The following is a 16,022-nucleotide window of genomic DNA, read 5'->3' as shown; positions in this document are numbered from 1 at the left end:
TTGTTGCGCCCTCCCCCACCAAATTGGGTAAACTATCCCTAGACAATACTTTACCCAAATCATCCGAAATGAGGGGACACCCCGTGACAACTCAAAAATCACCCAATAGATTAGCCAACGAGAAATCACCCTATCTCTTACAACACGCTCACAACCCCGTGGACTGGTATCCATGGGGAGACGAGGCCTTTGCCAAGGCGCAGGCGGAGAACAAGCCAATTTTCCTTTCAGTCGGCTATTCGACTTGCCATTGGTGTCACGTAATGGAACGCGAATCATTTGAAGATTTTGAGGTCGCCCAAATCCTCAATAATAACTACGTAGCCATCAAGGTCGACCGCGAGGAGCGGCCGGATATTGATGCGCTGTATATGTCGGTGTGTCAGGCGCTGACGGGGAGCGGGGGATGGCCGCTGACGGTGCTGCTGACACCGGAGAAGAAGCCGTTCTATGCCGGGACGTATTTCCCGAAGCGGCAGATGTTTGGCCGGATCGGGCTGATGGATGTGCTGGAGCAGATCCATACGAAGTGGGAGCAGGACGGCGAGGCGCTGAATAAGCTGGGCGATGACTTGCTTGAAGAGCTGCATACACTTGACCGTAAGAATGCGTATAATTCGGTTGATGTGGACGGCGGTATCCCGGGCGATGAGCTGCTGCATGAGGCGCATGAGCTGTACCGGCGCCAGTTCGACGAGGAATATGGCGGGTTCGGCAATGCGCCGAAGTTCCCTTCGCCGCATAATTTGTCCTTCCTGCTGGCGTACAGCCAGCTGCACAATCAGCCGGATGCGCTCCGCATGGTGGAGAAGACGCTGGAGTCGATGTACCGGGGCGGCATGTACGACCATGTGGGCTTCGGGTTCTCGCGGTATTCCACGGACCGGGAATGGCTGGTTCCGCATTTTGAGAAAATGCTCTACGATAACGCACTCCTGGCGAACGTCTATCTGGAAGCCTTCCAGATTACCGGGAAACCGCTATATGCGGAGATTGCTGAGCAAATCTTCACCTATGTGCTGCGCGATATGACTTCGCCCGAAGGCGCTTTCTACTCTGCGGAGGATGCGGATTCGGAAGGGGTGGAAGGGAAGTTCTATGTCTTCTCCCGTGATGAGATTGAGGAAGCTCTGGGGCTGGAAGACATGCATTCGTATTGCCATGTCTACGGGATTACCCCGGAAGGCAACTTCGAGGGAGCCAATATCCCGAATCTGCTGCAGGGGCTGCCGGAAGAAATGGCGGAGCGCCTAGGCATGAACCCGCTGGGTCTGCGGACCCGGATGGAGGAATGGCGCGGGAAGCTGTTTGAGTACCGGGAGCAGCGCATTCATCCGCTCAAGGATGACAAGGTGCTCACCTCGTGGAACGGGCTGATGATCGCGGCGCTGGCTCAAGGGGCCAAAGCGCTGCAAAAGCCGGAATATGCCCAGGCCGCAGAAGCGGCAGCAAATTTCATCTGGGACAAGCTGCGGCGTGAGGATGGGCGGCTGCTGGCACGTTACCGTGACGGGGAGTCGGCGATTCCCGCTTATGTGGATGATTATGCCTTCCTGATCTGGGGACTCAGCGAATTATATGAAGCTACGGGTCAGGCTGTTTATCTGGAACGCGCTCTGATTCTTAAGGATGGGCTGCTGGAGCTGTTCCACGATTCTGAAGGCGGCGGCTTCTTCTTCACCGGCCATGACGGGGAAGCGCTGCCTATCCGTTCGAAGGAGCTATATGACGGGGCTATTCCATCCGGGAATTCGGTAGCGGCGAAGCTGCTCTGGAAGCTGTCGGTAATTGCCCAGGACGTGGAGCTCAAAGGCATTGCCGAACGTACCGCTGCGGTACTCTCTTCTGCGGCAGCAGAGTATCCTCCGGGTTATGCGATGTATTTGCAGGCCCATCTGGCGATGGCCTCCGGCGGCAGGGAATGGGTGCTCTCCGGCAAAAAAGAAGACCCCGCGCTGCACGGAATGCTGGCTCAGGTCCAGCAGGCCTATCTGCCTGACGCTGCGCTGATCGTCAACTGGGAAGGGGATAGCGAAGGCATTCTCCGCCTTCTGCCGCATCTGGCGGACAAACCGGCGATTCGCGGCGATGCGACCGCCTATGTCTGCCGGAACTTTGCCTGCCGTGCGCCGGTTACGAATATGGAGGCGGTCCGGGAGCTTTTGGCCTCCGGTAATCGCGAGGGTTAGTATATATAACAAAGAGCAGCCTGCGGTTTGGGCTGCTCTTTATTATATGCGCCTTGCTAAGAATATCTTACCGGACGAAAGGGGTATAGAACGAATCCGCAGGAATTGCCTGTGCGGCTCTACGCATATGTTCGTTCATGGCAGCAATAATCCGTTTACCCGGCCAATGGTCCGGCAGCAGCTCGTCCGGGAGATAAGGATCGGCCATAAACAGCCCGCTTAACTCCTCTCCCATCTGCAGATATAGCAGGAATAGCTGCAGCGGCTGACCCGCCTGGAGAGCTTCGTGCAAAGATGGAACGAATTCTTCCTGCAGCCAGACCGATTTCTTCTGATATAAGGCTTCGATTTCGTCCAGATGCCAGATCGCTTGTGCTTTGTGAGGCGTAATGGAGCCTTCCTGGAATTGGCCTTGCAGGATGGACACCTTGCCTTCCAGCTCCAGCTTCTGGATATATGCTGCGACTTCGTCGCGATAGTTCCACGGTGAAATGTACACACTGTTATATAGAAGCCCGTAGCCAAGCTGCAGAAGCGCCGTGCGGAACTGGTCGCGCTTCTTGCGTTCGGATTCAGGAACCTCCAGCATGACAACATCCCAGGTGTGGTCCCACTTTTCCTGATAACGGGCGGGCTTGCTATTGATCGCTTTAATGTAGGCGAGGCCCTCGGCAGTAACGCTGTACCAGGAGCGTGACGGGGAAGCGATATAGCCCTCTTTTTTCAGGCGGGACAGGGCATTGCGGATATAGGTGGAGGTGTACCCCCTTTGCTCATAAATCTCAACAAACTGCTGGGCGCCCATCTGCTCCACCTTGGACAACAGGAACAGCATGGTTTTCTCAACGGACAGCAATGTTCTTCACACCTCTCTTGACAGCTGGCAGGAATAGATATATCATAAAAACGAACGAACGTAATAAAAATAGTTATATTTCAAGAATTCAGTAGCATGTCTGGTTTCAGAGCAGCCTGGTGTCATTGTAACGTAAACTTTGGGCTTTTGCACGATTCAATCGCTTAATGCCCATTGAAATTAACAGCGAAGAGGAGAGACAATCTATGAAAATTATCTACCACGGCCATTCTTGTGTGCAAATTGAGGTGAACGGCAAGTCACTGATTATCGATCCGTTCATTAGCGGCAATTCCGCTGCTGTCACGAAGGTCGAGGATATTAAGACGGATGCCGTGCTGTTGACGCACGCTCATGGGGACCACATTTTGGATGCTGCACCGATTGCTGAGCGCAATAGCGCTCCAATTGTAGCCACTGTGGAATTAGCTTCTTACTTCGAAGGGAAGGGGGCCAAGACGATTGGCATGAACATTGGGGGGACGGTGGATCTTGGTTTTGCCAAAGCGACGATGATCCATGCCTTCCACACCTCCAGTATTACACTCGAAGACGGACAGCGCATCTATGGAGGCACACCTACGGGTTTCATTATTGAGGCTGAGGGACGGACTATCCTGCATGCGGGAGACACGGGGCTATTCAGTGATCTGAAAATGTTCGGGGAGCTGTACGAGATTGATCTGGCGATTCTGCCGATCGGCGGGCATTTCACCATGGGACCTGAGCATGCACTCCTTGCTGCGAAATGGCTGGGGGCCAAAAGTGTGCTGCCGGTACACTACAACACCTTCCCGCCGATCCGCCAGGATGCAGGAGCTTTCGTCCAGGCGCTGGAAGATGCGGGAATCCGTGGTGCAGCACTTGCTTATGGAGAGACGCTGGAGCTGTAAGGTTGGATACAGAAGGATTAAGGATGAACTAACTGATACGTGATTTAAAATGACTAAACAGCCGTTTTTTTGCTTCCGCAAAGAAACGGCTGTTGTTATATGGCGGATGACTCTACTTGGCGAACCGGGACAGCTCCAGGTTGAATTTATCGCGTTCGTCATAGAATAAGCCGTGTCCGCTATTCTCGAAGGGGATCAGTACCGAATTACGGATTCCTTGATGCTGTGCCTCAGCCAGCGGGAAGAAGCACACCTGATCATGAACTCCGTGCAGAATCAGCGTAGGCACCTGTATCCGGGGGAGGTCATTAAACAACTCTTCCTCGAGCCAAGCCTTGGAGACAGCGATGGTCGACCAGCTTGCGGCCTCAAGCCCTAATTGGAAGAACCAGTCTGAGAACGGCTGCGATACTTTTCGATAGAAAAAGATTTCACCGAAATCATGCAGCATCTTGGGCCGGTCGTCATAGGTTGCCTGAATAATCTGCTCAATTGCTTCTCTTGTCGTTCCGTAAGGGAAGCCCGGCCGCTGAATGACACTGGGGACTGCTGCAGCAAACAGCGCAAGCTTGGATACACCGTATCCTTGGTGCCGGGCCATATACCGGACCGCTACAGCTCCGCCGGTAGAATGTCCGCCGAGTGTGATATCCTGCAGTCCCAACGCTCCGATTACACAGCGGATATCATCGGCCAGCCGGTTATAGCCATATCCCTCAAGCGGTTTATCCGAATTGCCGTAGCCCCGCATATCCATTCCGATACAACGATACCCCATAGGCACGAGCTGGTTGTACTGATATTCGAACATCTGGTGGTTAGCAGGCCAGCCATGGATGAAGAGAATCGTTTTGCTGCCCAGCGGATTGATATCATTAACATAAATCTTCACGTTCGGTTCAACTCTGATCCAATGTTCCATATAGCTTCCCTCATTTATCCGTTGTATGGTTTAATTGGAATATATTATTCAGGTACCTGAGGAAAGTGCCTAGAATACAAGCATTTGGATTTACAGCTGCTGCATAATGACAAGTGAACAAGAATCAGTCAACGGAAAGGAAGATTCATAACCATGAATAATGTTCTAAGCAATATCCGCTGGAAAGAGCAAAGTACAGAGTGTGAGTCGATACTGGGAAACGCTGGAGAGGCGGTTATAACCCCGCTTAAGGGCGGGCTGGAAGCCGAGGTGTACAAAGTTACGTTGCCGGATAAAGAGCTTGTGTTCAAAATATGGAACCGGGATTCCCGGCCGGATATCTCTCTTCAATATAAAGTGCTGGAGCAGATGTACCGGCAGGGCCGCGCGGTGTCACAGCCGTATGCCTGGGGCTTGGACCCCGGGGACAATCAGGTGCTGTTAACCAGCTTTGACGGTGTGCCTCTTACGGAAGCAAATACCTCCGTTCTTACAGCCATAGCAGAAAATCTGCTGGATATACATAAGCTCCCGACCGATTCTTTAAGCAGTATAAATGTACCCGCATATGATTTCGCAGATTATTTCTTCCCGGAGTGGGGAGACCAGCCGGAGATAAGAGAGCTGGCGCTGGGGCTGGCGGACAAGGCGGGAATAACCTCGCATCATCTGATTCACGGAGACTATCATGCAGGAAATATCCTGGAGGCAGCCGGAGCCTACACTATTATAGACTGGACGAATGTCCAGCTGGGTGATCCGAGATATGATATAGCGTGGTCTATTCTAATCATCCGGGTCTATGCGGGGGAGCAATACGCAGAAGTCTACCGTTCAGCATTTCTTGCAAAGAGCAGTTACACAGAAGCAGAGCTTGAACTATTCGAGGCGCTGGCATGTCTGCGCTGGCTCCAGCTGTATCGAACTACAGGCATTCCGGTGTTTCAAGATACACTTTCGGTTATGCAGACTATACTGCAGCGGAATTCATATTTGCCGGAAGGCCTGCTCTGAAGCGCCGGATATGATATTCAAATTTGACTGTGGTATGATCTGGGAAGATAAGATTTCAATATCAATCGGGAGGCGGAGGCAGAAAATGAATACTAGAGTGTTAGGCGGTAAGCTGCAGGTGTCCGCATTAGGACTGGGCTGCATGGGCATGTCCGATTTCTACAGTGGCCGGGATGAAGCGGAATCTATCCGCACGATTCACCGGGCCATTGATTTGGGAGTTACTTTTCTGGATACGGCAGATATGTATGGTGTGGGAAGAAATGAAGAGCTAGTCGGCAAGGCCGTTAAAGGCAAGCGTAACTCGGTTGTTCTGGCGACCAAATTCGGCAATGTTCGCAGTCCTGAAGGGCAGATGCTTGGCATAAACGGCCGTCCGGAATATGTGAAGTCGGCTTGCGATGCCAGTCTCCTGCGGCTTGGAGTCGATCATATCGACCTGTATTATCAGCACAGGGTAGATCCGAATACACCGATTGAAGAAACCGTTGGTGCGATGGCCGATCTCGTAGCAGCAGGCAAAATCCGCTACATAGGGCTGTCTGAGGCAGGACCGGCAACCATCCGCCGCGCTCATGCGGTTCATCCGGTAACGGCGCTGCAGACGGAATACTCCCTGTGGAGCCGTGATGTGGAGGACGAGATTCTGCCGCTTGTCCGCGAGCTGGGGATTGGCTTCGTGCCGTACAGTCCGCTGGGACGCGGTTTCCTGACCGGACAGATTCAGAGCTTCGAGGATCTGGCCGAGGATGACTACCGCCGGAATTCACCCCGTTTCCAGGGGGACAACTTCAAGAAGAATCTGGATCTTGTGGAACGCATCAGGCAGATTGCTGCCGGGAAAGGCTGCGAGCCCTCCCAGCTTGCGCTGGCCTGGCTGCTGAAGCAAGGCGACGACATTGTCCCTATTCCGGGAACGAAACGGACGAAGTATCTGGAAGAGAATGCAGGTGCACTGGACATACAGCTTACAGCTGAGGAGCTGCAGCAGATTGACGAGGCTGCGCCTCAAGGTGCTGCCTCCGGCATGCGTTATCCGGAGCAGAGTATGCGAAGCTTGAATCTGTAGCACTTGCACTCTTGGGTTTATTATAAAAAAGAGGAGCCGCGAAATGAATGCGGCTCCTCTTTTTTGGATGCGGAAATATTCGGTTGCTCCTTCATATAAAGGTGAAGCTACTTATTGCGCTCGGGGTTCTGCGGTTTCACGCGGACGGGTCTGGATACCCAATTGCTGCGGTTCATCGGTTTCACTGTATCAATCCGCGGATTCAGAGTTTCCTCGGCGCTGATGTTCTCTGCCGCAGCCGTCTCTGCTGTACCTTCGGATTCTGCGTTAGCGGGGTTCTTTTTGGACAGGCCGGCACCATTATGTTTGCCTCTGTTCCACACTCTGTTCTTGCTCATCGTTACACTCCATTTCTATTCACTTATTCATAAACCATATCACAAGACGGGAAGTTAAGAAAGAACCTCATGCAGCTGTTTTGGGTCGCAGATGGTAACAATCCCTCTTGCAGATTTGTCTCTTGAGCTGTGAAAATAAACACTAAGCACAAAAAAACGCTTTTGACAAGTTATAAATTGTACTATTGATTTACAAAAAAGGTGACTATACTAGTATAGAATTGAAAGGAGAGCACTCTGATGCCCATCAAGATTATAACGGATAGCGGTTCCGATTTACCCCCAGAATACGTTGAGCAGTATGACATTTCCATTGTCCATTTGCCGGTTCATTTCGGTCATGAACTAATGCCCTATGATACGGACGCGAAGACTTTTTATGCGAGAATGCATGAAGCGAAGGAACTGCCGACAACGGCAAGCCCAAGCCCGCAGGTATTCCTGGACAATTTCAAACAAGTGGAAGCAGGCACTGACATTATGGTCATCTGCATGTCCTCCAATATCAGCAGTACTTATCAGACCGCAATGATCGCCAAGGAGATGTACGAGGAAGAAGGACATCCGAATGCGATTGAAATTATAGATTCCAAGCTTTTTTCGGGCGGACTGACCCTAATTGTGGCTATGGCGGCGAAATGGTCGCTGACGGCAGCAAGTCTGGCTGAATTGAAAGATAAAGTGATGCACAAGGTTGAAGAAACCACCGCTTATTTCACACTGGATACTCTGGAGAATGTGATCAAAGGCGGACGGCTGAGCCGGATCTCCGGTGCCGTAGCTTCTGTGCTGAACATCAAGCTGCTGCTGAAGATCAGCGAAGAGGGAACCGTTGAAGTGGTCGAGAAGACCCGTGGACTTCCTAAGGCACTGAGTCATCTGCTGGCCAAGCTTGATCAGAAGCAGCATGATTATGAACAGGCGGTAATCGCCATAGTCCATAGCAATTGCGAGATGCTGGCGCTGGAAATTAAGGCGCGCATTCTGGAGAAGCATCCGTTCAAAGAAATTCTGCTGTCTACCATGGGTCCTGTGATGGGTACTTATGCAGGGCAGGGTGGAATCGGAGTTGCTTTTTAGGCTGCTGAAACAGAATTAATGGAGATAAGTGAATAGCGAAGCCGTATACATGGAATTTCCGGTGTGCGGCTTTTTAGTATGCATTTGTATAGAAAACGAAGGGATTACAAGAAGCAGGCGAGGGACGACAGGCGGGCTAGGCACCCTGGGCTGGGCATGTGCATAGAATGTAGCAAATCCATTTATACGGAGGTCAAACATTCATGTCGACATATCATAGTGGGCCGCAATCAGCGGTTATCTACCAGGCAGACCCTGCGGTAGTCCAGCATCTGCACGGTGTCCGCGATTCTCTGCACCAGTCCTGTAAGCCTTATTTGAATCATAATGTGAAGGTGCAAACCATCGACGGACAGATGCATGAAGGCACCATCGCCGGCATGGACAGTAAGCATCTGTACCTCACCGTGACCATAACTACAGAAATGGGCCGCGGCTACTACAATCCTTACTACAAGCCTTATCCAGGTCCGGGTTATCCGTACCCTGGTCCGGTGAACAATAACGTGATCCTGCCGCTGGTGTTGTTCGAGCTGCTGGCTATTTCTTTAATCTGAGGCTGGAGCGGGTTGGTGAGCTTGCCGGACCCGGTTGTGACTGCTGTGGCTGATGTGGATTACAGGTGTAGTCTACTGTTGTAACGTTGTAACGGGTGCTGTGAGTAGAGTAGAGGGAATAACGCTTATGAAAAATAACCGGATCAGCTTGTTGCCGATCCGGTTATTCTGATTGCGTGGAGAGCCGCTAGAACCCGCAGCTTGGAATCAGGTCAAGTTCCGGGTACTGTACTTCTTATTTACCGCCGGGTCCGCCGCTGCTGAGGCTGATGCTCTCGGCCTCAGCTGTGCCTGATTTCAGCGTGTACTGAATGATATCGCCTGCCTTGAGCGTGGACAAGGCGATCGTAGTCTCTGTACGCTTGCCATCTGTAAAAGTAATAGAAATAAGCTTCGTATCCGATGCCACCGTTATAACGGTGGTTTCTTCCGAGAAGCTCATCTGCCCGCCGCCCTGTCCCTGCGGCCTGCCGCCTTGGCCGCCACTGCCCTGGCCGCCGTCTCCGGCTCCCGGCTCGGCGCTTGGTCTGCCCGAAGGCACCGCGCCTTGCGGGCCTCCCGCAGGTGCTGCTCCATCCTGGGGAGCAGCGGACGGCGCTTCGGCTGTATACAGAGTAATCTTGCTGCCGCTGATACTCTTGATCTTGCCGAAGCTCATGGCAGCACCGGGAGCCATCCCGCCGCTGCCACCACCATCTGCGTCAGCGGGCTTCGCACCCGCTGCAGGGGTTGCCGCAGGCTTCGCGCTTGCGGCAGGCTTGCTGCTAGCGCCCGCGCTGGCGCCGGGCGCAGTGGAAGTGCTGGCCGCAGGCTTGCCCGACGCGCCTGAGGGAGCGCCGCCGGTACTGCCCGGAGCAGCGCCGTCCGCTGCTCCGCCTCCGGCACCCGCAGGCGCGCCGCCCCCGGGTGCTCCGCCTGCAGGCCCGCCGTCTGGGCCTCCGGCGGGCCGTTCGCCCGCCTTGCCGTCCTGCGGCGGGGCAGCCTGTCCGTCCGGCTTGGCACCCGGAGACTGCTGCGGCTTACCGTCATCTCCCGGGCTGGGCAGCGGGAGAGGGCTGGCGCTGGCCTCCGGCGCCGCCGTCAGCCCGCCCCCGCCGGCAACAAGTCCGCTCTGCAGCTCAATCCGGGCCGCAGTTAGCGTACCTTCGATCAGCGTAACTGTGAGGATGTCGCCTGCCTGCAGATCTGCCAGAGTCAAAGCACCGGCAGCTGCTTCTGAAGAGGAGCCGGTTTCTGCGGTGTCTGATTGGGTTATAAACTCCGTACTCTCGTCAACTGTAATAACCACTGTCTCGTCAGTAAACTGGAGAGCGGGCGGAGTGAAGCCGCTGTTAGAGTTGCTTCCTGCCGTACCATTGCCCGCTGAAGAACCGTCCACTCCCTCTGCCGCATTAATCCCGCTAACCCCACTGCTGCCGGTAGATCCAGCTTCTGAAGTGTTTTCAGTAGTCTCACTTCCGCCAGTAGAACTGCCAGTACTCCCGGCTGCCTCAGAATTTCCCACAGTGCTGCTCCCGTCGGCAGCATCCCCGGTACTCCCAGTCGTTGCGGTGTCTCCGGTATTCCCGTTCTCACCAACCGTACCTTCCTTACCAGTATCATCCGCCGCCGCACCATCCGCGACCCCGTTCCCGCCATCCGCCGCAGCTTTCCCGGCCGAATCAGGTTCAGCCATCCCGGACTCCTGGGTGCCGCCCGATTGAGCCTTATTGAGCGTAATTTCGTTTCCGCTGATGCTGCTGATTTTTCCGGTGAAGCTCTGGACAGCACTAGTCTCTGTAATCTCTGCACTATCCGGACTGGCTACCGGAATAGTCCCTTCCTGTGCCTGGTTGCCGCAGCCTGACAAGAGCAGTGCAGACAGCAGCGTGCCTGTGAACAGGCATTTGGTTAATCTCGACATGATCTCTGGTCCTCCTAAACATGATGTGAGCCTAAGCCTGAACGTATGTATTCGTACACTGCTGCATCAGGGCTATAAACTCTCAGTTTGTGAGCTTCTGCAATGCCGTCAAGCTTCTTACATAACCCGCTTCAGAAGCTGTGACTTCTCCGGCAAGCAAATGTTCTGAGATAATATACCAGTTGTTCCTGAAAGAAAAATGAAAGGCGAAGATAGTTGGATATAAAGCACTTATTGCTCACGTTTCATGCTTTTTGCAGACAGTAGATGGAAATAAGGCACTTAATTCAACACATATTCCGTTATTTACGATTTTGCAGATCATTAAGTGTTGTTTATCCAACTATTCCGGCGATGATAAAGACTTCTCCTGTAATAGATGCTGTTTTTCCACTTAGCTCCAACCCCAACCCCAACCCCAACCCACAAGCACAAAAAAACCGCCCGCTGAATGGATCAGCGGACGGTGTATTAATTTTACATAGTGACAACAGCAGTGATTTCTTCATCCAGCTCAAGGCGTACATTTTCACGGTAAGCTCGGATGCCGTATTCGCTGTGCAGATAACGCAGAATCGATTCAATCAAATTGGATTCGACCAGGAACTGGCTGCGGCCCTGGACCCAGACCTCTGCGGTATAGCCGGTGTCTTCGTCCCAGCTAAGTTCCACCCGGACTTCCTCCACCCGTACAGCTTTGCGTTCAGCCATATGCAGGCAGATTGCATTGATAATCTCGTCCATACTGAGTACGGTAACACTCATTAGTAACGTCCGTCTCTTTCCTGCATTCTGCGGCGTTCCTGTCTGCGGCGGAAGAAGGTCATGATCATCATAACGACAAGATAAATGGCCAGCATATTAATAAAGAGGCCGATAATATTGCCGAAAGCGCCCATGCCGGAGAACATTCCGCCGAAGAGGAAGCCGGCGATACCGCCGATCATCAGGCCTTTCATCAGACTGCCTCCGCTGAAGAATCCGCGGTTTGCATTCGTTGTGCTTCCGGCTGTAGTACCTTTGGTGCTATCACTTTGTTTCACATTATTTGTTGTTGATTTCTTCGGAGTAGTGGTGAAGCCCCGGCTACCTGATTTGAAGCCGCCGCCACGGCGTGCATCTGCAAAGTCAGGAACTGTTACGGCAAAGAACAGGGTGAAGGCCATGACGATCATCATTACACGTTTCATTGATTTCATTTAGTACGAGAACCTCCCGGAAGTTTGGTAAATACAGACATTCCAGAATCTGCAGCGGACAAAACCAGCCTTTGAAGAATTAGCATCCGTCTTGTTCACAGTAGTTTCTGTGTGTCTGCCCGGTAATACGCAGGTTACCATCGGGAGGTTTCAATTTTTAATAATCACAAATAGAAATGTTAACTGGCTTCAAGATTCCTGCGGGCAAAAAAAGTGCGTGGATCCGGGATCCACGCAAACAGCAGTTTCAGAGAGTTGCCTTATGCTCCGCGTATCCATCCGAGACAAGCTCAAGCGCTCCGGTTGCCGGATCGATGATCATGCCGTGAATAGGTACGTTTGGGGGGAGTAAGGGATGGCGCTTGATCAGCTCCACAGTCTGAATTACCCCTTCCTCCACATTGTCAAACCCGCGCAGCCATTTGGTCAGCTTAATTCCCGAATTCTCCAAAGTGTCGAGCACCTGCTCAGAGACACCGCGTTCCTTGATGGAATTGATCATCCGGTCCGCATTCAGGGAGGCCATGCCGCATTCATAATGCCCGACGACGATAACTTCATCCGCATCCAGCTCATACAGCGCAACCATGACGCTGCGCATTACGCTACCGAACGGCTGGGAGATGACGGCCCCGGCATTTTTAATGATTTTGACATCGCCGTTCTTGAAATTCATCGCTTTGGGCAGAAGCTCAACCAACCGGGTATCCATGCAGGTGATGATCAGCATTTTTTTATCCGGAAAGCGGCTGGTCAGATAGGCTTCGTATTCTTTTTCCTCAACAAAATGCTTGTTAAATTTCAGTATTTCTGTGACCTGACTCATGAGCGTGCTGCCTCCTCTAAGGTTTGGTGGTTTTTTAGTTGTAATTCATTCTACAGCGTCTTGCGGCAAACTTAAAGTTCTTCATAATACGAATATTACTGCCCGGATCCCGATTGATGAATGCGGGTATTTCAAATTTGAAGAAGTATCTTCTGAAATTGATTATACGTATTTTAATAAACGGCCGTCAATTTAGAATTCTGAACCTGCTTTGAATAACCCGTCCGGAGACCGATTAGGTTTAATTCAACCTGCTGTATATTGTATCCATTAAAATATTTGGAGGGGACTTTATGAGTTGCAGATTTCAATTTTCGTTTAGGGGTGTATTGTTATACGCATTACAGCTGCTTCCGAATTTAATCTGGATGCTGGTGCCTCCGGCAAACAATGTGCTTACAAGAAATAGCTCTGCCTATCCTGTACTGAATATTATCGAGGGCTTGTTCGGAGTGGTAACCGTTATTCTGATGGTTGTTCTGATCAATAAAAGAGATGGAACTAACAGCAGCATTTATCTCAGATTAGCAGGGCTGTCCTTAGCCGCTTATTACATATCCTGGATTTTTTATTATAACGGGCTTGTAGCTCCGTGGTTACTCATTCTGGGGATTGCTTTCATGCCGCCTTTATATTTCTTCTTAACAGGGCTTTGGATGAAGAACTATGTGCTTCTCGTTCCGTGTACAATTTTTGGGCTGACCCATATATTGATTACCTGTATGAATTATCTGAGATTTTGAAGTGCTGGTGCAGGCGATATTTGATTATAAAGTTTAATAAAAGTATCATCAAGAGGAGTGGATAAATTAGACAAGGCAGGTGCTCATCCAATGGAACAATTGGTCAAAGAAGAGTGGGACAAATTTAAAGAGCTATTATTCAAAATCAGAGGCTATTATGAAGCCATTGGGCTCCTGGGCTGGGACTTGCGTACAGGTGCACCGCGTAAAGGTGTGGAGATGCGTTCAGCCACGCTCGGCATGCTGAGTGCAGAAGCGTTCAAGCTGCAGGTATCGGAGGAGATTGGTGCTTTTACCGAATACTTCAGCCGTCCGGAAGTGATGAGCCAGTTAAGCGATAATGAGAACAAGATCGTAAATGACACCCGCAAGGAGTACATCCGCAGCAAGAGCATTCCTTCCAAAAGATTTGAGGAGTACTCTGTTCTGGCCGCCCATGCGCAGACCATCTGGGAAGAGGCCAAGGATAACAACGATTTTGCCTCCTTCGAGCCTTACCTGACCAAGATTGTCGAGTTCAAACAGGAGTTCATCGATTATTGGGGCGTAGAAGGCTCCCGTTATGACACGCTGCTGGATATGTATGAGCCGGATCTGACGGTGGCCAAAGTGGACGACATCTTCAGCCGTCTGCGCAGCCGTCTTGTTCCTCTTGCCGAAGCGATCAGCGCGTCACCGAACAAGCCGGATACGGAATTCCTGAGCCAGATCTTCCCCAAAGAGCAGCAGGAGAAGTTCGGCCTCTTCCTGCTTGAGCAGATGGGCTACGACTTTGAGGCTGGACGTCTGGATGAAAGTGTGCATCCGTTCGCTACAGGCCTGAATCCCGGCGATGTGCGGATTACAACAAACTATCTGCTGGATAATGTGACCAGCTCGATCTTCAGCTCCCTGCATGAGGGCGGACATGCCCTGTACGAGCAGAATTTCGGTGAAGAGCTTATCGGCACACCGCTGGCTCAAGGCGCATCCATGGGGATTCATGAATCCCAGTCCAGACTATGGGAGAATATGATCGGCCGCAGCCGGGCCTTCTGGCAGCGTTACTACGGCGACCTGCAGCAGCATTTCCCGGAACAGCTTGCAAATGTGGAAATGGAGGATTTCTACCGCGCTATCAACAGTGTAGGCAATTCCTTCATCCGCATCGAAGCCGATGAGCTGACTTACAACCTGCATATTATTGTACGCTACGAAATCGAGAAGCTTATTTTCAACGAAGGGCTTGAAGTGAAGGATCTGCCGAAGACATGGAACGCGAAGTATCAGGAATATCTCGGCATAACCCCTCCTACGGATGCGCTTGGCGTGCTGCAGGATGTTCACTGGTCGGGAGGAGACTTCGGATATTTCGCTTCTTATTCGCTTGGCAACATGTACGCTGCCCAGATGCTGAATACGCTGCGCAAGGAGCTGCCGGAGTTCGAAGAGCTGATTGCCGCCGGTAACCTGCTGCCTATCAAGGAATGGCTCACGGACAAAATCTACCGCTACGGTCAGAGCCTGACACCATCGCAGATTATCGAGCAGGTAACAGGGGAACCGCTGAATCCGGATTATCTGGCTGATTATCTGGAAGCAAAGTACACTGACCTGTACAAGCTGTAACCGGAGAAGTATTCCTTGCGGCTGCCGTAAGCTGGAAGGACCCCAGGGAAAGAGCTATAATAGAAGGAAACCGCAAACGGAAGGAATAGTGGGATGGCTAATACTCACACTTACAGCCGCAAGGAAGAGGTTGCGAACGCGATTACACACGGGATTGGTGCAGTATTAAGTATTGCTGCGCTGGTTCTGCTGGTCGTATATGCTGCCCAGAATGGTACGGCCTGGCATGTTGTCAGTTTCTCCATATATGGGGCAACTATGCTGCTGCTGTATTTTAATTCAACAATGGTGCATAGTCTCAGGGACGGCAAGGCGAAGGACTTCTTTGAATTCCTCGACCACTCTTCAATTTATCTATTTATCGCTGGAACGTATACACCCTTTATGCTGGTGGCGATCCGGGGGCCACTGGGCTGGACTTTATTCGGGATCGCCTGGGGAGTAGCGGTATTCGGCGTCTTTTTCAAAGCGTTTTTCGTCAAAAAGTTCCTGTTCATGTCGACCATTTTCTACATCGCCATGGGCTGGATGATCGTGATCGCCTGGAGCCCTCTGTCTGAGGTTGTGGCCAGCGGCGGCATGACTCTGTTGATGGTAGGCGGTCTGCTGTACACGCTTGGCACAGTTTTTTATGTATGGCGCGGCTTCCCGTACCATCATGCCATCTGGCATTTGTTCGTGCTTGCAGGGACGATTCTTCACTTCTTCGTTGTATTCTTATACATCCTGCCGATTCACTAAGCAGGCCGGAATTCACCTCCGAAATGCCGGTTTCGGGCAAAGAAAAAGATGACAAGCAAAAAGGCTTGACATCTTTCTTTGTTT

General features: G+C 51.8%; 16 protein-coding genes. 9 read left to right on the top strand and 7 right to left on the bottom strand.

Going from position 1 to position 16,022, the window contains the following annotated elements:
• The first annotated feature begins 83 nt into the window (after window positions 1-83).
• The gene (locus PBOR_RS20915) at window positions 84-2,189 is read left to right on the top strand and encodes a thioredoxin domain-containing protein (protein ID WP_425415500.1); all 2,106 of its coding nucleotides are present in this window, start codon (window positions 84-86) and stop codon (window positions 2,187-2,189) included.
• A 67-nt stretch (window positions 2,190-2,256) separates the two neighbouring features.
• Here PBOR_RS20915 and PBOR_RS20910 read toward each other — a convergent pair whose 3' ends face one another.
• Window positions 2,257-3,045, bottom strand: coding sequence for a PaaX family transcriptional regulator C-terminal domain-containing protein (locus PBOR_RS20910; RefSeq protein ID WP_042214984.1), 789 nt, complete (start codon window positions 3,043-3,045; stop codon window positions 2,257-2,259).
• A 206-nt stretch (window positions 3,046-3,251) separates the two neighbouring features.
• Here PBOR_RS20910 and PBOR_RS20905 point away from each other — a divergent pair, with 206 nt between their 5' ends.
• Complete coding sequence (locus PBOR_RS20905; RefSeq protein ID WP_042214982.1) at window positions 3,252-3,938, top strand: metal-dependent hydrolase; 687 nt, start codon at window positions 3,252-3,254, stop codon at window positions 3,936-3,938.
• A gap of 112 nt (window positions 3,939-4,050) precedes the next feature.
• Here the strand turns inward: PBOR_RS20905 and PBOR_RS20900 are convergent, their stop codons facing one another.
• Window positions 4,051-4,860, bottom strand: coding sequence for an alpha/beta fold hydrolase (locus PBOR_RS20900; protein WP_042214980.1), 810 nt, complete (start codon window positions 4,858-4,860; stop codon window positions 4,051-4,053).
• A 153-nt stretch (window positions 4,861-5,013) separates the two neighbouring features.
• On the opposite strand from PBOR_RS20900, the gene PBOR_RS20895 reads away from it, so the two are divergent.
• A complete protein-coding gene (locus tag PBOR_RS20895) occupies window positions 5,014-5,874 on the top strand; it encodes an aminoglycoside phosphotransferase family protein (protein WP_052429578.1) in 861 nt (286 codons plus the stop codon).
• Window positions 5,875-5,959: 85 nt separating this feature from the next.
• The gene (locus PBOR_RS20890; RefSeq protein ID WP_042214977.1) at window positions 5,960-6,943 is read left to right on the top strand and encodes an aldo/keto reductase; all 984 of its coding nucleotides are present in this window, start codon (window positions 5,960-5,962) and stop codon (window positions 6,941-6,943) included.
• Window positions 6,944-7,050: 107 nt separating this feature from the next.
• Here PBOR_RS20890 and PBOR_RS20885 read toward each other — a convergent pair whose 3' ends face one another.
• Window positions 7,051-7,281, bottom strand: a complete 231-nt coding sequence (locus tag PBOR_RS20885) for a hypothetical protein (protein WP_042214975.1) — start codon at window positions 7,279-7,281, stop codon at window positions 7,051-7,053.
• A gap of 240 nt (window positions 7,282-7,521) precedes the next feature.
• On the opposite strand from PBOR_RS20885, the gene PBOR_RS20880 reads away from it, so the two are divergent.
• Window positions 7,522-8,361: a DegV family protein gene (locus PBOR_RS20880; protein ID WP_042214973.1), complete on the top strand. Its 840-nt coding sequence runs from the start codon at window positions 7,522-7,524 to the stop codon at window positions 8,359-8,361.
• A 203-nt stretch (window positions 8,362-8,564) separates the two neighbouring features.
• Complete coding sequence (locus PBOR_RS20875) at window positions 8,565-8,918, top strand: hypothetical protein (RefSeq protein WP_042214971.1); 354 nt, start codon at window positions 8,565-8,567, stop codon at window positions 8,916-8,918.
• Between the two features lie 235 nt (window positions 8,919-9,153).
• On the opposite strand, the gene PBOR_RS20870 is transcribed toward PBOR_RS20875, so the two are convergent.
• The 4 genes from PBOR_RS20870 to PBOR_RS20855 form a co-directional block, all read right to left on the bottom strand.
• On the bottom strand, window positions 9,154-10,821 hold the full coding sequence (locus tag PBOR_RS20870; protein ID WP_042214969.1) for a hypothetical protein: 1,668 nt from the start codon (window positions 10,819-10,821) through the stop codon (window positions 9,154-9,156).
• A gap of 477 nt (window positions 10,822-11,298) precedes the next feature.
• Window positions 11,299-11,586, bottom strand: a complete 288-nt coding sequence (locus PBOR_RS20865; protein WP_039309385.1) for a YxcD family protein — start codon at window positions 11,584-11,586, stop codon at window positions 11,299-11,301.
• Window positions 11,586-12,011: a membrane protein gene (locus PBOR_RS20860; RefSeq protein WP_042219722.1), complete on the bottom strand. Its 426-nt coding sequence runs from the start codon at window positions 12,009-12,011 to the stop codon at window positions 11,586-11,588. Before PBOR_RS20860 ends, PBOR_RS20865 begins: the two co-directional genes overlap by 1 nt.
• 256 nt (window positions 12,012-12,267) lie before the next feature.
• Entirely contained in the window at window positions 12,268-12,846 is a 579-nt protein-coding gene (locus tag PBOR_RS20855; protein ID WP_042214966.1) for a beta-class carbonic anhydrase, read from the bottom strand.
• A gap of 329 nt (window positions 12,847-13,175) precedes the next feature.
• Here PBOR_RS20855 and PBOR_RS37740 point away from each other — a divergent pair, with 329 nt between their 5' ends.
• The 3 genes from PBOR_RS37740 (at window position 13,176) to trhA (ending at window position 15,938) form a co-directional block, all read left to right on the top strand.
• Window positions 13,176-13,589: a hypothetical protein gene (locus PBOR_RS37740; RefSeq protein ID WP_245647846.1), complete on the top strand. Its 414-nt coding sequence runs from the start codon at window positions 13,176-13,178 to the stop codon at window positions 13,587-13,589.
• 90 nt (window positions 13,590-13,679) lie between these two features.
• Window positions 13,680-15,197: a carboxypeptidase M32 gene (locus tag PBOR_RS20845; protein WP_042214961.1), complete on the top strand. Its 1,518-nt coding sequence runs from the start codon at window positions 13,680-13,682 to the stop codon at window positions 15,195-15,197.
• 93 nt (window positions 15,198-15,290) lie between these two features.
• Window positions 15,291-15,938 carry a PAQR family membrane homeostasis protein TrhA gene (trhA, locus tag PBOR_RS20840; protein ID WP_042214959.1) on the top strand — a complete coding sequence of 216 codons (648 nt, stop codon included), beginning with the start codon at window positions 15,291-15,293 and terminating at the stop codon, window positions 15,936-15,938.
• Window positions 15,939-16,022: the final 84 nt, after the last annotated feature.

It is taken from the genome of Paenibacillus borealis, from assembly GCF_000758665.1.
GTDB classification, from domain to species: Bacteria; Bacillota; Bacilli; order Paenibacillales; family Paenibacillaceae; genus Paenibacillus_AQ; species Paenibacillus_AQ borealis.
This window is presented reverse-complemented; position numbering and strand designations above follow the sequence as displayed.